The 19,997-nt window shown below is 43.5% G+C and carries 22 protein-coding genes; 18 read left to right on the top strand and 4 right to left on the bottom strand.

Annotation, left to right across the window (positions count from 1 at the left end; genetic code table 11):
- Nucleotides 1–80: 80 nt before the first annotated feature.
- On the top strand, nucleotides 81–476 hold the full coding sequence (locus tag Q4549_RS05280) for a DUF3465 domain-containing protein (RefSeq protein WP_303549840.1): 396 nt from the start codon (nucleotides 81–83) through the stop codon (nucleotides 474–476).
- Nucleotides 477–708: 232 nt separating this feature from the next.
- Here the strand turns inward: Q4549_RS05280 and Q4549_RS05275 are convergent, their stop codons facing one another.
- Nucleotides 709–2,697, bottom strand: a complete 1,989-nt coding sequence (locus tag Q4549_RS05275; RefSeq protein ID WP_303549837.1) for a methyl-accepting chemotaxis protein — start codon at nucleotides 2,695–2,697, stop codon at nucleotides 709–711.
- A 544-nt stretch (nucleotides 2,698–3,241) separates the two neighbouring features.
- Between Q4549_RS05275 and Q4549_RS05270 the strand changes: the two genes are divergently transcribed.
- From Q4549_RS05270 to pstB, 11 genes are all read left to right on the top strand, one after another.
- Nucleotides 3,242–3,706, top strand: a complete 465-nt coding sequence (locus Q4549_RS05270) for a hypothetical protein (protein WP_303549834.1) — start codon at nucleotides 3,242–3,244, stop codon at nucleotides 3,704–3,706.
- 237 nt (nucleotides 3,707–3,943) lie between these two features.
- A complete protein-coding gene (locus tag Q4549_RS05265; protein ID WP_303557100.1) occupies nucleotides 3,944–5,236 on the top strand; it encodes an ABC transporter substrate-binding protein in 1,293 nt (430 codons plus the stop codon).
- 108 nt (nucleotides 5,237–5,344) lie between these two features.
- Nucleotides 5,345–5,968: a metalloregulator ArsR/SmtB family transcription factor gene (locus Q4549_RS05260; RefSeq protein WP_303549829.1), complete on the top strand. Its 624-nt coding sequence runs from the start codon at nucleotides 5,345–5,347 to the stop codon at nucleotides 5,966–5,968.
- Nucleotides 5,965–6,405 (top strand): hypothetical protein, encoded by a 441-nt coding sequence (locus tag Q4549_RS05255; RefSeq protein ID WP_303549826.1) that lies wholly within the window; start codon nucleotides 5,965–5,967, stop codon nucleotides 6,403–6,405. Before Q4549_RS05260 ends, Q4549_RS05255 begins: the two co-directional genes overlap by 4 nt.
- A 21-nt stretch (nucleotides 6,406–6,426) precedes the next feature.
- Nucleotides 6,427–6,966, top strand: a complete 540-nt coding sequence (locus tag Q4549_RS05250) for a DUF924 family protein (protein WP_303549823.1) — start codon at nucleotides 6,427–6,429, stop codon at nucleotides 6,964–6,966.
- Nucleotides 6,967–7,075: 109 nt separating this feature from the next.
- The gene (locus Q4549_RS05245; protein ID WP_303549820.1) at nucleotides 7,076–8,821 is read left to right on the top strand and encodes a murein L,D-transpeptidase; all 1,746 of its coding nucleotides are present in this window, start codon (nucleotides 7,076–7,078) and stop codon (nucleotides 8,819–8,821) included.
- Nucleotides 8,822–8,974: 153 nt separating this feature from the next.
- The gene (locus Q4549_RS05240) at nucleotides 8,975–9,541 is read left to right on the top strand and encodes a DUF882 domain-containing protein (protein ID WP_303511190.1); all 567 of its coding nucleotides are present in this window, start codon (nucleotides 8,975–8,977) and stop codon (nucleotides 9,539–9,541) included.
- Between the two features lie 304 nt (nucleotides 9,542–9,845).
- Nucleotides 9,846–10,661, top strand: coding sequence for a phosphate ABC transporter substrate-binding protein (locus Q4549_RS05235; RefSeq protein ID WP_137671635.1), 816 nt, complete (start codon nucleotides 9,846–9,848; stop codon nucleotides 10,659–10,661).
- Between the two features lie 77 nt (nucleotides 10,662–10,738).
- The gene (pstC, locus tag Q4549_RS05230) at nucleotides 10,739–11,674 is read left to right on the top strand and encodes a phosphate ABC transporter permease subunit PstC (RefSeq protein WP_303549817.1); all 936 of its coding nucleotides are present in this window, start codon (nucleotides 10,739–10,741) and stop codon (nucleotides 11,672–11,674) included.
- The gene (gene pstA, locus Q4549_RS05225) at nucleotides 11,674–12,516 is read left to right on the top strand and encodes a phosphate ABC transporter permease PstA (RefSeq protein WP_303511201.1); all 843 of its coding nucleotides are present in this window, start codon (nucleotides 11,674–11,676) and stop codon (nucleotides 12,514–12,516) included. Before pstC ends, pstA begins: the two co-directional genes overlap by 1 nt.
- Nucleotides 12,517–12,525: 9 nt before the next feature.
- Nucleotides 12,526–13,275 carry a phosphate ABC transporter ATP-binding protein PstB gene (pstB, locus tag Q4549_RS05220; RefSeq protein ID WP_137671632.1) on the top strand — a complete coding sequence of 250 codons (750 nt, stop codon included), beginning with the start codon at nucleotides 12,526–12,528 and terminating at the stop codon, nucleotides 13,273–13,275.
- Nucleotides 13,276–13,324: 49 nt separating this feature from the next.
- On the opposite strand, the gene Q4549_RS05215 is transcribed toward pstB, so the two are convergent.
- On the bottom strand, nucleotides 13,325–13,537 hold the full coding sequence (locus tag Q4549_RS05215; RefSeq protein WP_303511204.1) for a DUF1289 domain-containing protein: 213 nt from the start codon (nucleotides 13,535–13,537) through the stop codon (nucleotides 13,325–13,327).
- 29 nt (nucleotides 13,538–13,566) lie between these two features.
- Complete coding sequence (gene ygfZ / locus Q4549_RS05210) at nucleotides 13,567–14,511, bottom strand: tRNA-modifying protein YgfZ (RefSeq protein ID WP_303549814.1); 945 nt, start codon at nucleotides 14,509–14,511, stop codon at nucleotides 13,567–13,569.
- A 154-nt stretch (nucleotides 14,512–14,665) separates the two neighbouring features.
- Here ygfZ and Q4549_RS05205 point away from each other — a divergent pair, with 154 nt between their 5' ends.
- Both Q4549_RS05205 and Q4549_RS05200 read left to right on the top strand, forming a co-directional pair.
- On the top strand, nucleotides 14,666–14,911 hold the full coding sequence (locus tag Q4549_RS05205; protein ID WP_303549812.1) for a succinate dehydrogenase assembly factor 2: 246 nt from the start codon (nucleotides 14,666–14,668) through the stop codon (nucleotides 14,909–14,911).
- A gap of 4 nt (nucleotides 14,912–14,915) precedes the next feature.
- A complete protein-coding gene (locus Q4549_RS05200) occupies nucleotides 14,916–15,284 on the top strand; it encodes a protein YgfX (protein ID WP_303549809.1) in 369 nt (122 codons plus the stop codon).
- 71 nt (nucleotides 15,285–15,355) lie between these two features.
- Here Q4549_RS05200 and nadB read toward each other — a convergent pair whose 3' ends face one another.
- Nucleotides 15,356–16,969 (bottom strand): L-aspartate oxidase, encoded by a 1,614-nt coding sequence (gene nadB / locus Q4549_RS05195; RefSeq protein WP_303511213.1) that lies wholly within the window; start codon nucleotides 16,967–16,969, stop codon nucleotides 15,356–15,358.
- A 200-nt stretch (nucleotides 16,970–17,169) separates the two neighbouring features.
- Between nadB and rpoE the strand changes: the two genes are divergently transcribed.
- Genes rpoE through Q4549_RS05175 form a run of 4 tightly spaced genes read left to right on the top strand, consistent with a single transcriptional unit; the run spans nucleotide 17,170 to nucleotide 19,818 of the window.
- Nucleotides 17,170–17,748 carry an RNA polymerase sigma factor RpoE gene (gene rpoE, locus Q4549_RS05190; protein WP_137671626.1) on the top strand — a complete coding sequence of 193 codons (579 nt, stop codon included), beginning with the start codon at nucleotides 17,170–17,172 and terminating at the stop codon, nucleotides 17,746–17,748.
- A gap of 21 nt (nucleotides 17,749–17,769) precedes the next feature.
- Nucleotides 17,770–18,315 carry a sigma-E factor negative regulatory protein gene (locus Q4549_RS05185; protein ID WP_303549806.1) on the top strand — a complete coding sequence of 182 codons (546 nt, stop codon included), beginning with the start codon at nucleotides 17,770–17,772 and terminating at the stop codon, nucleotides 18,313–18,315.
- Between the two features lie 32 nt (nucleotides 18,316–18,347).
- Nucleotides 18,348–19,367, top strand: coding sequence for a MucB/RseB C-terminal domain-containing protein (locus Q4549_RS05180; protein ID WP_303549803.1), 1,020 nt, complete (start codon nucleotides 18,348–18,350; stop codon nucleotides 19,365–19,367).
- Nucleotides 19,351–19,818: a SoxR reducing system RseC family protein gene (locus tag Q4549_RS05175; RefSeq protein ID WP_303549800.1), complete on the top strand. Its 468-nt coding sequence runs from the start codon at nucleotides 19,351–19,353 to the stop codon at nucleotides 19,816–19,818. The genes Q4549_RS05180 and Q4549_RS05175 overlap by 17 nt, the downstream gene beginning before the upstream one ends.
- The last annotated feature ends 179 nt before the right edge of the window (nucleotides 19,819–19,997 follow it).

Genomic DNA, 19,997 nt, shown 5'->3' with positions numbered 1-19,997 from the left:
AGCCTTAACATGCTCGTTCAGTATTGCATTGGCTATTCATAGAAAGTGGCTTATTGCCTATTACAAAAAGGATGTGAAAAATGAAAGGGCTTACTCTGTTTTTATCACTGGCGCTTAGTTTGTGTTCGCCCGCTATTTGGGCCAATGATAGCGCGTTACAACAAGCCTATGATTACCAACAAAGCGATATCCAATTGCAAGGCTCTGGCATTGTTGAACGGATACTTCCCGATGATAATAAAGGCTCGAGGCATCAGAAGTTTATTTTGCGTTTAGCCAGCGGCCAAACCCTACTGGTGGCACACAATATTGATTTAGCGCCACGTATCCCTTATTTAAAAGAGGGTGATACGGTAGCGTTTTATGGTGAATATGAGTGGAATCATCAGGGCGGCGTTATGCATTGGACCCATAAAGACCCAAGAAATAACCATGAGCATGGTTGGTTAAAGCATGGTGGTAAAACTTACCAGTAATTATGAATTTTGTAGTGGTTAAGCAAGTTAGTCGAACGATGAGTTTCTGAAGCTGTGCTTTTATCTCTATTTTACCTTTGAGCGAAAGGAGAGTAGGGAGTTACACTCTTTTAAGTGCACAGCTTTGTATCGCTGGTTGGGTAAGAGCATTGGTTTAAAGGGAAGAAATAAGTGGCCACATTAGTATTGGCCACTTTTTTTGCCAGTGGTTTACTGAGTTAGTGATGTAAAGCTAACTCAATTTAAAATGCGACAGTTCGCTAAGTTGCTGCTGCGATTGCTGTTGTAGTGACTCACTAACTTGCTGGGTTTGATTGGCATCGCGGTTGGCCAATTCACTAAGCTCGACAATTTTTTCCACATTGTTCGCCACTTGTAAGGCCACGGTGTGTTTATCTTGGGCGTTGTTGGCAATTGCCTCACTGCGCTCTTGAACGGTACTTAACAGCTGGGCGACTTGTTCTAGCTGTTGCGAACTTTGCTCGGCCTCTTCAATACAGCTGCCCACCATGGTTTCGCCCTGTACCATCATGTCCATAGCTTGTTGTGCCCGACCTTGTAATTGCTCAATCATACTAAGAATTTCTTGGGTCGCTTCGCGGCTTCGAGTGGCTAAGCCGCGCACTTCATCTGCCACCACGGCAAAGCCTCGGCCTTGCTCTCCAGCCCGAGCAGCTTCAATGGCCGCATTTAAGGCCAGTAAGTTAGTTTGCTCGGCAATGCCTTGGATAACATCTACGATGCGATTAATGTCGTCACTTTGTTGTTTAAGCTCGCTAACTTGCTGGCTGGCTTCCACCACCGTAGTTTGTAATTGGTTAGTGGTGGCTAGGGTCGATTGAGCTGCTTGATGGCTTTGACCGGTGAGTTGATTCACTTGGCCAATATCGTCTCGGCTTTGTTGCGCCTGTTCAGATACTTCATTTACGCCTACTTCCATTTGGCTTACCGCTACGGCCACCAATTGGCTTTGGTCTTGCTGTTCTTGAATCACTTTGTGAGAGTGTTGGCTGGTTGCTAGGCCGCTTTCTGCACTTGCCGCAAGCTGTTTAGCGTTGTTATTCATTTGGCTAACCACTTGATTCATTTGCTCGCTTAAATGAACCAGTTGCGTGGCAATCTGACCAAATTCATCTTTAGACTGTTTCCCTTGGTAAGCGCTAAAGTCACCATCAACCATACGTTTTATTTGGCTAAGGGTGTGGCCTAAAGGAATTCGAATATGGCGGCTTACGCTCCACGCGACTAATACAGTAACTAGCACAGAAAATAGCAATACTGCTAACGTTTGAATTAGCGCCGAGCTAGCACTTTGCTGAGCCGTTTGGTGAGCGGAGGTAATAATCTCACTGAGTTGGTTTGATAGATCATCTAGCTGCAGCAATACCGTGTCGGTTTGTTGATTGAGCTGAACCAAGTGTTGATTTTGACGGGTAAGAATGAGTTGTTGGTTCTTTAAATGATCAAATAAACCATTACTAGCAAATGCTTGAGTAAGCAGTTCAAAGTAGCTACTTAATTCTTCTGCGCTGCTAGGGTCGAGCTTGATGAGTTGTTGCTGCTTTTCTTGCAGTGACGAGTTGTAGCTCTTTATTACGCTGAATAATGAATTAAACTGAGCTTCGTTTTGAGCGTAAAACAGTTTTTCTAATGAAGCAGAGAACGCGCCTATATCTGCTTGCATACCGGTCACTACCCACTCGGCATTTTCTTCCACCATTTCAATCATAAACTCCATATCGCCTGGAAAGTTCTTCCATTTGTTGGTGAAGTTTTGACGTTGGTTGGTTAGCGTTTGTTGGGCTTGGAGTGCTTCATTACCTAAGGTTAACTGAGCTAGGCTGGTGGTTTTAATGTCGCTCACATCTTGGTCTAGTGAACGTAAACCATCAAGAATTGCTGGGTAAGGTTTAGCCAACTGAGACAGGGAACTCATTCGCTGACTGTAACTACTAAACAAGCTTGATACTTCTTGTTCTAGCTGCTGTGACTGTTCGGCATGTTGACTGCTACTGTGCAAGCCGACTTTACGTGCAGAGTTAAGTAATAGCCCAGAGAGCTGATTAACTTGTTCAGCCATTGGTGCTAATCGACTGACGGTGTTATCCAACTGGGTTTCCAGTTGTCGCATGTTTAGTTGGCCAATTAAGGCTACCACTAGTAGTAATGCTAACAGCACGCCAAAACCGAGCAGCGTTCTGGTTACAACTTGTAGTTTCATTCTGGGCTTCCCTGTTTATTGCTATCCTACAATCACATCATTAACCATAGTAAGCATTTAGTGTTTGGCTACTTGCTTTCTAATTGATTGATTTTATGGATAAACCTAACGATTCATTCGTTGGTTAATATAAATACCATAAGCTGATATTGGTTGACCAGATAAAAAATTGTAAATTAAGTGAAATCTAGTCGATAAGATTTAACACCAGCGGTGAGTTGAGTGAATCACCCTGTAATTAAGCTTTAGCGTGGTTTTTGTTTGGCGTAGATAATTGCTCGTATATAAGAATAAAATGGCGCTATTTTTAGACGATTTATTTGTTATGGCGATGTTAGTTATTCGGTAGTGCTAAAACCACAAAAAACTAAGTTGATTTATGTGTTAGTGCTCCATTAACGCTTAACTACTGTAGATTTCTTCATAGATCTCATTCGCTTATTCAACTTACTAAGTTGTTTAGCTTTTATTAAAGGGCTTAGTTATGATGTGCTGTATAGATAAGAAAGCTGTCATTAATACCCTTTCAGCTTTAAGGATGAAGATGAAAAAAATACTCACTGCTCTAATTGTTTCAAGCCTATCTGGCATGGCTTTGGCTAATTCCTGTGATAGCACTGGTTTTGACAGTGCCTCTCGCGGAAACGAGCGCTTACGGGGTGATATTAAAGCCTTGAGTGAGCAATATGTTGAAGCGTGTTCTTGGGATTACGACATGCCGCGTGAAAAAGTATGCAGCCTGTTTACCGGTAAGCTTAAGCAGTTGAACACGATTAATGACGCGCCGCTAGCAAGGGTATTAAGTCAGGCTGAAATGGCAACCGATGCATGGTATGCCGTGCATGAAAATTGTGCTGATAAGGGCCTTAAAGGTAATGCCGACAGCGCCTTCGAGGCTTATGAAGAAAGCTTTGATGCCTACAATAACCTGATTAAAGAAATCGATACTCGCTATAACCAAAGTTGTCGTCAGCAGATAGAAGAAAACATCAGTAAATACTGCAAATGATTGACTGATGAGATAGTCACTCTTCTTTTATACTCCCACTTTGCTAACAGCACAGTATTTAGGAAGAGGCTAGCATGCTTATTTAAGTCTGAAGTCAGCATGCCTTAGATTAATTGTTTAACAAGGTAATAAGGACGATTACTGAAATTGCCTATAAACTCAATTATCTGAGTATGATTCATTTTATTCGCACACTTAAGCGCCAAGCAGGCCTTCGCACTGGAGACTACCTACCTTATGTTTAACATGGTTAAATCTTTTTGTTTGGTAGCAAGCGTAATTGGCGGGCTGTTCATATCAACAACGATTGATGCTGCTGAAGAGCTGGGGGTGGAAACACTCGCTTTATCTCAACCGCAATCGCTTACTTTGGTTTTAATGCCTAGCAGTGGTAAACAGCGTGAAGCCTATAAACGCTTGATTGAGCAATTTAGTGAGAACTACCCAGATGTGGCAGTGGGAACCCTTGTTTACGAAAGCGAATACTACAAAAAAAACATTGAAAGCATTTTGCAAAGTAACGACGGCGAAGGTGACCTGTTCTTTTGGTTTGGAGGGGAGCGCTTACGTAAACTCGCCGAAGAAGACTATCTGCTTGATATTAGCTCTTGGTGGCAAAAAGGAGAGTGGAGTGAAAAGTTTAGTGCATCTTCAGAGCAAGCATCTCAGCTTAATCAAGCCCACTTTGCCTTGCCAATTAATTATTATCAGTGGGGATTTTATTATCGCCATTCGATGATTCGCCATTATCCAGATACCTTTACCTCATGGCCGCAACTGCTAAATACTTGCCAGCAGTTAGCCAAACAAGGTAAGCACTTGGTGAGCATTGGAACTAAAGATGCGTGGCCGGTAGCGGGGTGGTTTGATTATATTAATTTACGCTTAAATGGCTTAGTTTTTCATCAGCAATTGTTAGCCGGGAAAATCTCATTTACCGATCCTCGTGTTGAACAGGTTTTTAGCTTTTGGCAGCAAGCCATCTCCGCTCAATGCTTCATTCCTAGTAGCGATCAGTTGCGTTGGAAACAAGCGCTTCCGGCGATGTATCGGGGTAAAGCCGCGTCAGTACTAATGGGTAATTTCTTTGTGGCTGCGGTGCCAGAACGGGTAACAAATGATTTAGCGTTTGCGGCGTTTCCGCCACTCAAAGCGGGACAAGAGTATTATGAAGAAGCCCCAATTGATGTGATTGTGGCTCATAAGCAAGCTGAAAGAAATGTAGCGGCTTATCAATTTTTAGATTTTTTAGTCTCAAGCCAAGCCTTAGTTGCCCTTAACCAAGACCTAGGCAAAATTAATCCATTGCTCAACGCGCCAGCCAGCAGCGACAGGTTTATAAAAGACGGCGAGCAGTTGCTGCGCAATGCCAAAGGTGTGTCGCAGTTTTTTGATCGTGATAGCCGAAGAGAATTTGCCAGCCCAGCTATGGCGGTGATGGTTGATTTTTTAGAGCAGCGAATTGATGCTAAACAAGCAATGCAACAAATAGAAGCTATTCGCAGTAAAGTGTTTGATTCAGCCGATTAAGTTTTATCTTTTAGTTTGGGGTTCTGCCTAAGGACTTAATATAGTTCTAACTTTACAAAGATGTTGGCAATGACAATAATGTGATTATTCAAGCCTTAGGAATTCCCAATGAAAACCACAGATAACATCTTATACCGTATTAAAAGCCAAGGTGGCCAAACGGTAAAGATGTTGGCCGAGCAACTGGCTATAACCAGTATGGGAGTAAGGCAGCACTTACAAAGTCTTGAAAAAGAGGGCTTGATTGAGCACTTTGATCAAAAAGTGAAAGTAGGCCGGCCCACTCGGTTCTGGCAACTTACCGATAAAGGCCATGGCCGTTTCCCCGATTGCCATAGTGATTTAAGTGTTCAGTTGTTGGGCGCGGTACAACAAGTGTTTGGTGATGCAGGCATGGAACAGCTTATTAGTCATCGCGAGCAACAAAGCTTTAGTGCATACCAACAAGCGCTAGCAGGGCACACGGACATAGCCGATAAACTTGAGCGACTCAGTGCTAAACGAAGCCAAGAAGGTTACATGGCTAGCTGGCAAAAAGACCAGCAAGATTACTATTTTATTGAGGACCATTGCCCAATATGTGTAGCCGCTACCGAGTGCCAAGGTTTGTGTCGCTCAGAGTTAGAAATGCTGCAAAAGCTGTTTGCAGAGTGCCAAGTGGAGCGCACTGAGCATATTGTTGCCGGTTCGCGCCGCTGCGCTTATAAACTCAGCCTGTTGGATAAAGCATGATAAAAGTTCAGATTTGCTTGTTGTTATTGAGCTCTTTGTTTAGTTCGTTTATAGCGGCCTGTGAGTTGGCGGCTATTCCTTTTAGTGAGCAGCGTATGGGTTGTGGTTGTAGTTACTACTTCCCCGCTAAACCGCCGATTAGACCAAGCATTGTGTTGCAAACTGACCTTGATGGCACCAATCCAATTATGATGCGCAATGGAAAATTGGTGAGCCTTTGGGGGGCGCGCCCTAGCGCCTTGTTAATTGAGCCTGGTTATCGTTCGCTGCAAGGTTTTCGCTATCACGCGACTTCAATACAGCTTGAGAATATGATTAGACCAGGTTGTACTTGGGGTGAACCAGGCTGTGAAGTAGTCGGGTATCTAAGTCAAATTGCTACGGCAGAAAACTATCAGCAATGCCAATGGGCCTTACAAGGTGATTGTGGTTGTTAACTTGGACAAAAAGGCATCAAGATGAAGTATGAGGAAGTACTAGAGTTTTGGTTTGAGCAATTAAGTCCCCAACAATGGTTTAGTGTTGATGAAGGCTTAGACAAGCTTATTTCTCAGCGTTTTAGCGCCTTGCTGGAACAAGCGACACAATGTGAATTGTTTAGCTGGCGTGAGAGTGCAGAAGGCAGTTTAGCTGAGGTGATTGTACTTGATCAGTTTTCTAGAAACGTTTATCGCGGCTCATCTAAAGCATTTGCCAGTGATTCCTTAGCGCTCGCCTTAGCACAACATGCGGTGAGTAATGGCCAAGATCAGCAGCTAGCAAGTTCACAACGAAGCTTTTTATATATGCCTTACATGCACAGCGAATCTTTGTTGGTTCATCAACAAGCTCAATGTCTGTTTAATCAAACAGGTTTAGAGCAAAGCTATCAATTTGAACTGAAACATAAAGTGATTATTGAGCAGTTTGGTCGTTACCCTCATCGCAATAAAATACTAGGTAGGGAGTCTAGCCAAGCCGAGTTAGATTTTTTAGCCGGGCCAAATTCTTCTTTCTAAACGATCTCATAGACTTAAAGCGCTGACATAAAAATGTCATGTTTTTTTGTGCTGCCAAACTCACTTAGACACTAAGCTTTAAAGGTATTAGTTGGTGTTGGAGTAGTGGGTGAGAAGGTTGCTGTTTAGCCTATTGGTGAGTTTATTTTCCGTTAATGTATGCGCTAGCGTAAGTTTGCTGGGGCCGAGTGACGAGCCTCAAAACGTATTTAAACAAGCCAATCAGCAGCCGAGCAACAGCACAGCAATGCCAAGTCATTCTATTGTTGTTAAAGGTGCGCAAACCAATGAAGTGGGCCTTGGAGAACGTTTACTCAGTCGGCTTAATTGGCCTCCTTATGATCCGCAATCAAACTTGCTCGTTACCGATATTAGCGCTTACCAATTGCGCTACCCACAGCTTCAGCAGTCAATTCAGTACTTTCATCCGGAGCCTCTATGGTATGGCTACCCTCAGGCAAGAAATGCACGTGACCAATTACAATGGTTACTGCTGGAGCTAAGTCTAGCGGGTGGGCCTAAGCAGCTTAGTGATTGGTTAAGGCAAATTAATTATGTAGATAACGACAGCCCACAATGGGAAGCGTTGTATACCGATGCTTATCTTGGCGTGATGGCCTTTAGTCAGCAGTTGATGCGTCTAGATTACGCCCAAAGCATGGCATTAAATGACATCGCGACGACGCCATTACACATTTTAATTGATGAGCCGTGGTTAGCACGATTAAGCCGTAGCAATCTTTACCAGCAGCTAACCGGCTTAAGAGGTGAACTTGATATAGAGCGTTTGCGCTATCGTCAACAGATTTTATATTGGGTCAATGCTCAGCAGCAGCGTCAGTCTGCAGATAACATTAAGCGCGGCCAGCTGATTCATGCTGGAGGCAGCGACTCTCGGGTTCCGTTAGTACGCCAACGTTTAGCTGAGTTTGATATTGCTAATCAGTTTAGTGATGATGTGGAACAAGCAGAGCTAATGGACCAAGCTACAGTGAACGCCTTACAACGGTTTCAGGCGCAGCATGGGCTAAAAGCAGATGGTATTGTGGGCAACGATACTTTGTATTGGCTTAACTTTAAGCCGATTCATCGCTCTAAAATGTTGGCTAGAAACTTACTCAGAAAACAACTGTTACAACGCTTTATGCTAGTGTCTGACCAGCAGCGAATAATGGTAAATGTACCTGCTTATCAAATGACATATATGAACCAAGGTGCAGAGGTGTTTCAATCTAAAGTGGTGGTTGGTCGGGCTTCACGTGCCACACCGCTATTAGTGAGTGAAATTAGCAGTGTGGTAATTAATCCCTACTGGAACGTACCTAGAACCATTGTGCGTAGAGACATTATTCCTAAGCTTCGCCGTGACCCTAGTTATGTAGAGCAACAACGTTTTGAGTTGTTTGATTATCACGGTGCCGCAGTACAAAGTGAGCAGATTGATTGGACTCTGGTAAAAGATACTGGTGCTTTCCCTTATCGTATGCGTCAGCGTCCAGGGCCCGGTAATGCCTTAGGTGCTTACAAGTTCCACTTTGATAACCAATTTGCGGTATACCTGCATGATACCTCTTCACCTGAATTATTTTCGGAGCAGCAACGAGCGTTTAGTTCAGGATGTGTTCGAGTGGAAGCAGCTGAAATACTAGCGGCTACCTTGTTAAAACAAGCCGGTTATAGTGATCAGTATAAACAGCACTTGATTGCTAAAGGAGAGCCCAAATGGGTGCCTTTAAGGCAAAAGGTCCCTGTTTATCTCGTTTATTTTACTTCGTGGTTTGATGGCTCTGGCGGTTTGCATTATCGAAAAGATATTTATAACTTTGAAGCTAGCGAAAGCGCTCTGGCAAGCTAAAAAAGCTCAATTTAACAGAAGCTTAATCCAACTGTGTAAACATTGTTTGCTTGCATAAGGCAAATGTTTCTCAGTGCTTTGTTTGATTTTTAGGTCTCTTATCGGTATTTTGCTCCAAATTGGTGGTTTTTTGATCTATTGGGGTGAGTGTAAATGTTAGACCGAAAGATAAAACGGCGGTCGTTGTTGTTGGGTTTGAGCGCTGGGTTAATCGGTCTTGGAATACCAAAAAGCTTCGCAAGTTCAAGTATTGCTCGAGAGTTACCTGGCGAGCGCTTCCTAAGTATGACTAGCTTACATACCAATGAAAGTTGTGAGGTATGTTTTTGGAAAGATGGTCAGTTTCAAGAGAAAGAAGTAAAGCAGTTAGATAGCTTGTTGCGAGATTTTAGGCGCAATGAAGCCACCGATATGGATAAGGCGCTATATATGCAAATGGCACTGCTTCAAGAACGTCTTGGTGGCAATGTTAAGTTTGACATTATTTCTGGATATCGTTCGCCAGCAACTAACGAAATGCTACGCAGTAAAAGTGGCGGTGTGGCGAAGAAGAGTTTTCATATGACCGGGCAAGCCATCGACTTAAGGGTGCAGGGGCATGACTTAGCTAAGGTTCATCGCGCGGCACTAGAGTTGAAATTAGGTGGAGTGGGGTATTACCCACGCAGTGGTTTTATCCACCTTGATACCGCAAGAGTACGCAACTGGCGTGGCTCTTAAGTTAAAAACACCGTCACATGTTAGAAGGCGTAAGTAATTATTACTTACGCCTTTTTTATTACCTGATGTACCAGCTTAATAATCTTAATCGTATGCCTTTTTGTTTAATCACAAGCTTCTTATTGTTTAGCGATTCTTGGTTAATATCATGTGAATTAGGTATATGAATAGATAAAAAATCTATAAATAACCTGAAACATTTCCCAAAAGTTCTTTTTGTAATGTTTTTGTCATATTGGATTGTTTCAATGCATCCCGACTTAGACAAACTGATTGTTAATTTTTAATTGCGAAGAGAAATCTTATGAAAACCAAGTTAATCACGGCATTAAGTGCTGCTTCTATGTTGTTTGCTGCAAGTTCATTTGCTAGTAACACTGTTACGGTCTCAGGTTCTACTTCAGTATCTGGCATCATGGAAGTACTTGCTGAGAGATATCAGGCTACTCAGCACGATGTGGTTGAAGTACAAAGTACTGGTTCGTCTGCCGGTATTCGCGCTGCTAAAGAAGGTACCAGCATGATTGGTATGTCTTCTCGTGATGTTAAAGATTCAGAGAAAAACCAAAGCACTCAAGAAGTGATTATGGCGATGGACGGTATCGCAGTAGCGGTTAACAATGCTAACTCAGTAAAAGATTTAAGTATTGAGCAAGTTAAAAAAATCTACATGGGTGAGATTAAAAACTGGAAAGAAGTAGGTGGCGCTGACCAACCTATTGTGGCAGTAACGCGTGAAGTAGGTTCTGGTACTCGTGGTGCATTTGAAGACATCATGGGTCTAACCCGCAAAATTAACGATATTACTGTTACAGCCATCTCTCCACGTGCCCAAGTTGCTAGTGGCAATGGTGCTATCAAAACCTTAGTGGCTAATAACCCATACGCTATTGGCTTTATCTCTCTAGGTTCAGTTGACGGCTCATTAGCTGCTGTATCTATTGAAGGTGCCGCTGCTACTAAAGACAACATCAAGTCAGGTGCTTACGGTATTGCCCGCCCATTCGTATTGTTGGTAAACAACCAGCCAGCCGCTGAAGCACAACAGTTCCTTGATTACATCATGGGTACTGCTGGCCAAGCCATTGTAGCTGAAGAAGGCTACATCGAAGTTAACTAAGTTTCCTATTCGAAACGAAGAAAAGAGGCATAGCAATATGCCTCTTTGTTGTACGTTGATTTTGGAATGAAAATAAAATGAATCAAACGATTGCTGCTCCAACTCAAGAATTTGAGTTTAAAAATCCGGCGCTGATAGATGCGCTTAACCAGTCTGCTCAAAAAGTCGATTGGGTTGGTCGTATTTTTAACTTACTATTTTTGGTGAGTGCATTAATTGGCGTGATATCAGTGGCCACTATTGGCTACTTTTTGGTGCTTGAAGGTTTACCAGCGATTCAGTTCGCTGGCTTAACCAACTTCTTATTAGGTGTAGATTGGTATCCGCCTGCGCTATACGGTATTGGAGCAATGATTGTTGCTTCGGTGGTATCGGCTTTAGGTGCGGTAGTCATTGGTGTTCCGGTTGCCTTGTTAACTGCGATATTTTTAGCAGAAGTTGCGCCTAAATGGTTAGCTAACATGATTCGACCAGCGGTTGAGTTGTTAGCGGGTATCCCTTCTGTTGTCTACGGCTTCTTTGGTTTAGTGATTATCGTACCGGCCATCGAATCAACCTTTAATGTGCCAGCCGGTAGTACGTTGCTAGCAGGTATAGTTGTGCTGGCGGTGATGATTTTACCCACCGTTATTACTATTGCTGAAACCTCGATTCGCGCCATCCCTAAAACCTATAAAGAAGGCTCTTATGCCTTAGGTGCGTCGCCAATGTTCACTATTTTTAAAGTGATGTTGCCGGCTGCGCGCTCGGGTATTTTAGCGGGTGTTGTGTTGGGGGTAGCACGTGCAGTAGGCGAAACCATGGCCATTATTATGGTCATGGGTAACTCAACAGCTATGCCAGGTTCGTTGTTGGATTCAGCGCGCTCATTAACGGCGAATATTGCCTTGGAAATGTCTTATGCAACAGGCATTCATGCCAGTTCGTTGTACTCAACCGGTATTGTGTTATTGGTGTTTGTGATGCTGCTAAATACTAGTTTGCTTGTATTAAACCGTAAGAAGGTGAAGTAATGCGCCGTCGTATTGAAGATAATGTTGCGCTAAGCCTTATTTGGGGCGGAGCCGGTATGACCATTTTATTTTTAGCCTGGATGCTTTGGCATATTCTTAGCAACGGCTTAAGCCATGTTAGCTGGGAATTTGTAAGCTCTGCGTACACTACTATTGGTGAAACTTCGGGGATTTTCTCGATGATTGTTTCTACCGTTTATATGGTGGTGTTATCCATTTCTATTGCTGCGCCCATTGGCATTATGACCGCGCTGTACTTAACCGAGTACGCCAAGCCAGGCAGTCAATTAGTTAAAATTATTCGTTTTTGTACTGAGTCACTGGCAGGTATTCCGTCAATTATTTACGGGCTATTTGGTATGACCTTTTTTGTGGTGACCTTAGGTTTAGGCTTTTCAATTTTATCTGGCGCGTTAACGCTGGCGATATTGATTTTGCCAGTGATTATTCGTACCACAGAAGAAGCGCTAATTGCCGTTCCACAATCTTACCGTGAGGCGTCTTACGGTTTAGGTAGCTCGCGCATCTACACCATTTGGCGAGTGATTTTGCCATCTGCGATGCCGGGTATTGTGACAGCAGTTATTTTAAGTACCGGTCGAATTATTGGTGAATCTGCCCCAGTGTTTTTAACCGCAGGTATGGTAACCAGAATCCCTGAATCAGTGCTGGATTCTGGCCGTACCTTAACGGTTCATTTATACAAATTAACCCAAGAATTGTTCACTGTTAATGAATGGAATCAAGCCTACGCAACTGCCACCGTACTTATCATTTTGGTGCTTGCTATTAACCTACTGACTAAATTGATCGCGAGTCGATTCAACAAAGCTGCTTACTAAGAGATTGATATGAATAAGTTTGACGTTAAAGAACTTGATTTACATTACGGCGACACTCACGCATTAAAAGGCATTAACTTACCGATCCCTGAGAAGAAGGTTACAGCGTTAATTGGCCCTTCAGGTTGTGGAAAATCTACCTTATTACGTACCTTAAATCGTATGAACGATTTAATTGAGAACGTCACCATTAAGGGGGATGTAAAACTAGAAGGTAAAGACATTTACCAAGATCGCAATGTAGCAGCACTGCGCATGAAAGTAGGTATGGTTTTTCAAAAAGCTAACCCGTTTCCAATGAGCATATACGAGAACGTAGCTTATGGTTTAAAAGCACAAGGGATCCGCAATAAAAAGGTCTTGGATGAAACCGTAGAAACGGCACTTCGTAGCGCGGCATTGTGGGATGAAGTGAGTGATCGCTTAAACAGCCCTGCATTTGGTTTATCTGGTGGTCAGCAGCAGCGTTTGTGTATTGCTCGTACTATTGCTATTCAACCTGATGTGATTTTGATGGATGAGCCAACCAGCGCGCTAGATCCTATCGCGACTCATAAAATTGAAGAGTTAATGGATGAACTGCGTAAAAAGTTCACCATTGTGATTGTTACGCACTCTATGGCGCAGGCTAAACGCATTTCAGATAAAACTGCATTTTTCTGGATGGGTGAATTAGTTGAGCATGGCGACACCGAGCAAGTATTTACAGCACCAGTAGACGAGCGAACCCGTGGTTATGTAAACGGCGACTTTGGTTAAGTTTATAGCTGAATAAAAAGCCGCTGGTTACGCAGCGGCTTTTTTGTATTTAGCGATTAATAGGCAAAGACTCTATATGCCATTTAGGGGCATCTTTTCGGCGTTGCTCACAACGCTTCAAAATGGCTTTTTTTGCTTCGTTATTTACCCCTGTCCACGCACAAATTTCATCTAGACGACGAAAGCAACCGACACAGACATCATCACCATCGAGGGTACACTGGCGAATACAGGGTGATTCAATTTGCTCTTGTAAGTCCATTTTCTTGTACCTCGACAGTTACAATCTGCTTACTCTACCAAGCTATAAGGAAGTTGGGCGATGGTATACAGGCTTTGCTCATCACCTGCTAAGCGAAACTTAGCTTCTGCATCGGTATCATTATTAAGTACCGCTAATAACTCTATATAGCCAGGCTCAAGTTGCACCGCTTGTAACACAGTACCTTTACCGCGCCAATTGTCGCCCATTTGCTGCTCTAAGCGATCACCGGCTTTGGGTAATGTAATGCCATGACCAGCAAGGCGTAACGAAGCGCGTTTATTGGCTCCACGATATTTAGCGCGGGCAATGGTTTCTTGGCCCGTGTAGCAGCCTTTAGAAAAGCTTAGTGCATCGAGGTGCTGCAAATTAAGCGCTTGAGGAATGAATTGCTGCTGAGTTTGCTGCTCAATGGTAGGCAAGCCTGACACTATTTGCAGTGCTCGCCACAACTCGTTAGCGTCTAGATCACTGCTAGGTGCATCTTGCCCCCAGTCAGCGGCTTCGGTGATCACCAAATAACGGCGCTTAGGGCCGTCGATATGCACGCAAATACCTTGTTCGATTAACCCGCCATGGCTAGCAGTTTCTTCACCAAACTTCTCGGCAATGTAATGAGGCGCTTCGCTGCCCATTACTGCCGTGGTATGTAAGGTGGTTTCGGTTTCGATATTTACTTTTGAGAATACCGCATACTTTTTCAATTCTTTTAACTGAGATTCAGCCAAGGATTGAGGTTGCAGATAAAGGTAGTCTTGCTCTAGGCGCAGTAAACGCAGTACCGACCACATTTTACCCGTTGGATCGCAGTGAGCAGCTAGGCTTTGTTGACCTGGAGATAAGCTATTTACGTCACAGCTCAATTGGCCTTGTAGGTAGCTATTAGCATCTTCGCCGCTCACTCTAACCAAGTGCCACTGGTCTAATGGTTGAACTAATAATGGAGGCAAAGTACATAAAGTTTGTTGAGACATAGTCGACTTCCGTTGAGAGCTAGGTCAAGCTTATTAAGGTGTAATTTGGTGGCTGAAATGGTATCTTCGTTAATACTTTTACAGCGCCGCTAATAAGCCTTTTAATGGGCTTCAGTATTGCTGACCAGTGTAACTCATGTCTACAAGGAACAACATGCAGGAAAATAAGTCACGTTTAAAATGGGCCTGTCGTAGGGGAATGTTAGAGCTTGATGTGTTGTTTATGCCTTTTGTTGATGAGGCTTATGACGAATTAAGCGATGAGAAAAAACAAACCTTTGAACGTTTATTGGCTTGTGACGACCCTGATTTGTTCGCTTGGTTTATGGGCCACAAAGAATGTGAAGACCAACAACTCGCAGATATGGTTGATGTTATTCTCAAGCGCGTCAAAGTGTGAGTTTTTGGCAGCGCGCTCGCGCTGCTATTTTTATTTAGTCTCCGCTAATGGCTTGCTGCAAGTTACTTTGCTGCTAGTTTTTCCTGAGTTGCTGCCACTCTTTGTTTTGTGCCTTTTGGCGACAAGCTGCTTTTTTTACCATTGGTGGCATTACCAACCTCGTGGGTACTTTAGTGCTGAGCAGATTGTGTATCAGCAAGGTGAACATCAAGTTAAGCACTTATGGTTGGCCAATTCTCGGGTAGCTTTTGGAGCGTGTTTGGTGGTTTCTAGTACTCAAGATAAGCCTGCTATCAAAGTGATTTTTGCCGACAGCTTACCCAATGATGTTTACCGCCAGCTGTGCTTTGTTATCAACTTCCCGCAAGCTTAGTAACTATCTCCAGCTTTAGAGAGCGACAGAGACAAAAAAGGCTTACCGTAGTAAGCCTTTTTAAAGCGCGCTTAAGCGTCGTTATCATCTTCTTGGTAGAAGGTTTCTGGGTCTAAAATAGTGGGTTTAATTTTGTCTAGCTTATCTGGATAATCTAGATTGTAATGCAAGCCGCGACTTTCATGGCGGCGCATGGCACAACCCACAATTAACTCTGCAACTTGCAACAAATTACGTAGTTCTAGCAAATTATTACCCACTTTAAAGTTTGAGTAGTACTCAAAAATTTCTTGCTGCAGCAAGTGAATTCTTCGCATTGCTCGCTGTAAGCGTTTATTGGTACGAACGATGCCTACGTAGTCCCACATAAACAAGCGCAGTTCGTGCCAGTTGTGGTTAATAATAACTTCTTCATCTGAATCACTCACTTGGCTGTCGTCCCAAGGTTGTATTTGATGGCAAAGCTCTACATCATTTAAGTGTTGCTTAATGTGCTGGCTGGCGGCATGAGCAAACACAACACACTCCAACAAAGAGTTACTGGCCATGCGGTTAGCGCCATGTAAACCGGTATAAGCCACTTCGCCAATCGCGTATAAGTTGGCTAAATCGGTTTCGCCTTGCAGGTTGGTGACCACACCACCACATGTATAGTGGGCTGCGGGCACTACCGGGATTGATTGTTTGCGAATATCAATGCCTAGCTCTAAGCAGCGCTTGAGAATAGTAGGGAAGTGAAGCTCAATAAATTCATCGTCACGATGGCTAATATCAAGGTATACACAATCGGCACCTAGGCGCTTCATTTCATAATCGATAGCGCGAGCAACAACATCACGTGGGGCGAGTTCTTCGCGTGAATCAAAGTCTGGCATAAAACGGCTGCCGTCAGGACGTTTTAATAACGCCCCTTCACCGCGAAGGGCTTCGGTAAGTAAAAAATTACGTGCTTCAGGATGGAATAAACAGGTTGGGTGGAACTGATTAAATTCCATGTTACCTACACGGCAACCAGCACGCCAGGCCATAGCGATGCCATCGCCACTACTCACATCTGGGTTACTGGTGTACTGATAAACTTTGCTGGCACCGCCAGTCGCCATTGCCACAAATTTGGCTTTAACTACTTCTACGCGTTCTTTATTACGGTTCCAAACGTACGCGCCAACAACCCGTTTTTCTTTACTGGTGGTTTCGGTGATTAAGTCCACGGCATTAAAACGTTCTAGCAAAGTAATGTTAGGGTGACTAAGCACAGCTCTAACCAAGGTTTTTTGAACGGCCTTACCGGTGGCGTCAGCAGCGTGCAGAATACGGCGGCGGCTATGCCCGCCTTCACGCGTAAGGTGGTACTTGGATTCGCCGTTAGTGGCGGTTTCTTGGTCGAAGGGCACACCAAGGTTAATCAGCCAATCAATACACTGCTTGCTATTTTCTGCGGTAAATTTAACCGCTTCTTCATCACATAAGCCGTCTCCGGCTATCAAGGTATCATTGACATGTTCTTCTACGCTGTCATTCTTATCAAACACTGCGGCGATACCGCCCTGAGCATAATAAGTGGAACCTTCTTTAAGTGGCCCTTTGCTCAGCACGTGGACTTTGGCATAATCAGCCAAGTTTAAGGCCATAGTTAAGCCTGCAGCGCCACTGCCTATTATTAGAACATCGCTAGTGTATTCCATAGATGCGCTCTTATACGTAGTTAAAAGAAAAATTGGAGTATAAGCTAGTTTAACTGAAACTTACTCAAGTTTGCAGTGTCTCACAGAGGCGCAAAATTTTATTTGGTTGGAAGAGAACTTTTTTGAAAACAAGCAGTCTGAAGAGATGTGCCGCCAAAAAAGCTACCGAAACTCAAGCATTAGGGAGACGGTAGTTACAGATGTCAGAACAGTGGACAGATCAAACGTTGGTCGAACGGACACAGCGTGGCGATAAAGCGGCATTTAATTTGTTGGTACAAAAATACCAACATAAGGTAACAAACCTTATATCACGTTATATCGTGAATCATGGTGATGTAGCCGATGTAACGCAAGATGCGTTTATCAAAGCTTACCGTGCTTTACCTAACTTTCGAGGCGAAAGTGCGTTTTATACTTGGTTGTACCGAATTGCGGTTAATACTGCGAAAAACCATATTGTGGCTCAAGGGCGTAGACCCCCAGCAAATGATGTGGATGCGGAGGAAGCAGAGTTTTACGATGGCGCTGAAGCTTTAAAAGAAGCTGACACTCCAGAAACTTTGTTGTTATCCGAAGAAATAAAAGAGGTAGTTTTTGCTACAATGGAAGGACTACCTGATGATTTGCGCACAGCAATTACTCTTCGAGAGATAGATGGCTTAAGCTACGAAGAGATTGCAAATGTAATGGATTGTCCTGTCGGAACCGTGAGATCACGGATATTTCGAGCAAGGGATGCAATTGAAAAGCGAATACAACCGCTTTTAAGTAGGTAACTTTGGGGATTAATGACCAATATGGCAAATAAAGAACAGTTATCCGCACTGGTTGATAACGAATTAACCGACGCAACACTGTTAGATCTGTTAGCCAATGAGCCAGAGCATACAGAGCATACAGAGCAGTGGAGTAATTACCATTTGATTGGTGATGTACTTCGAGGCGACGCGCCAAAGCAAATCGATATAGATATTGCGAGTAAAGTTGCTTCAGCCCTAGAGCAAGAGCCTGCTATTGTAGCGCCTAAACCTCAGGTTACAGAGACTAAAGAATCTTCTGTTAAGGTGGTTCGTTTCTTTAAATACGCTGGCCAATATGCAATTGCTGCCTCGGTAGCTGTAGCGGCGATTATCGGTGTTCAACAATATTCTTTCCAAGCGGGCGATGCCGAACAGCCTCTTCCGGTTTTTAATACCGTGCCAGTGGGCGGTGCAGTAGCGCCAGTTAGCTTGCAGTCTAACCCACAGCCTCGTGAATTAAGCGAAGCTGAAATTATCGAACAACGTAAACGTATCAGTGCCTATTTACAGGACCACCGTTTTCAGCAACGTATCGTAGAGTAAAAATATAGCCTATGCGCTTTAAGACTATCGGGATGTCAGTAATGTTGTTGCTGGCATCCTTTTCTGTTTCAGCAGAAACTATCAACACCTCATCCACCGCTGATGCTAGTTCTAGCATTGTTACTCAAACTAGCCCCGCTATTAGCTTGCTTCAAGATTATCAACATGCTTTTCGACAGCGACAATATGAAATTTCATACATTGTCGTACGCCAAGGCCACATAGAACCTGTGCGGCTGATTCATGGTGTAGTGAATGACGTTGAAGTAGCTCATCGAGTCTACCTCAATGGCCCCGCTAATGAAGCAGTGTATCGAGATGGAACCGTGGCATTTTTTGAACCTGGGCAAACTCCTTACAGCCTTTCAACTACTCGCTTGCCGGGAATGTTTGGTAATTTGGCTGCAGTGGACTTAGCGCATTTACAAGCCAATTATGATCTTGTTATTGCAGGTAAGAGCCGTGTGGCAGGGCGTCCTGCTCAAGTGATGCGTATTGTGCCTAAATCTTCAGACTTATACGGCTTATATTTTTGGATAGATTATGGTTCGCAGCTACCCTTGCGTTTAGATATAGTTGACCAAAATGGTGAGCTAGTAGAGCAGCAAATGGCTGTAACCTTATCTGAGTTTGAACAACCAAGTGAATGGATGATAGAGCTCTCGAACTTAGATTTACCTAGTACGGTTGTTGGTAAAGAAGCGGTTAACAACGAAAAACATAAGATTAATTGGCGTTTAGGTTGGCAGCCCAAAGGGATGAATATTGCACAAAAAGAGCAACATTCTTTGGCTGTGTTGTCTGAATCTGTTGACTACATCAAACTCAGCGACGGCTTATTTGATATCTCGGTTTACGCCAACGCAATTGGCCAAACGAATCCTTTACGTGAGCAACTGGTTCGTCAAGGTGCGACAAGTTTGCACACTGTAGTGAGAAAAGGCATTGAAATTACGGTTGTGGGCGAAATTCCGCCAGAAACCGCGTCAAAAATTGCTGACTCCGTAGTTATCGGCCCATATTTAGAGAAAGCTAATGAGCCAGCTCAATAACGGCTCACTGATCATTGAAACCGCTAAAGTCGTGGAGCTCGATGACGGCTATGCAACCGTAGAGTGTGTCAGTAAAAGTGCCTGTGGTAGTTGTGGAAGTGCTGAGCATTGCGGGAATAGCGCTATCGCTAAAGCTTTTCCAACTCGAACTCACCAACTTAAAGTAAAACTCACTGATTCAGTAGAATTAGGTGACCAGATTGAATTGGGTTTGGTGGCAAAAAATATGCTGCAAAGTGCTTTGCTCGTGTATTTACTGCCCTTGATTATGCTTATCGCAGGTGCGGGTATCGGAAAATGGTTAAGCCAACAGATTATGGCGGGTGATTGGCTTATCGCTTTAAGCGCGTTTAGCGGTTTGTTACTTGGCTTTTTATCGGTACGTTTGTTGGCTAGGTATTTTATTCATCATTCGCGTTATCGGCCACGAATGCTGAGTCGGCAAAGTTAAGTTTTTTAAAGCGTCCAAAATTGGGCGCTTTTTTAGTTTTATTACTGGTAAAACATTTACTGAAATAAGTACGCATTTTTTTTGGATTTTGATGGATTGTGGTAGTATCCGCGTCAACGATACAATGCGCGATTGCTGCATTTTAAAGAAAGTTGAGCTTTGGTTTGCTCATTGATGAT

Source organism: Agarivorans sp. 2_MG-2023 (assembly GCF_030548085.1).
In the GTDB taxonomy this organism is placed as follows: domain Bacteria; phylum Pseudomonadota; class Gammaproteobacteria; order Enterobacterales; family Celerinatantimonadaceae; genus Agarivorans.
This window is presented reverse-complemented; position numbering and strand designations above follow the sequence as displayed.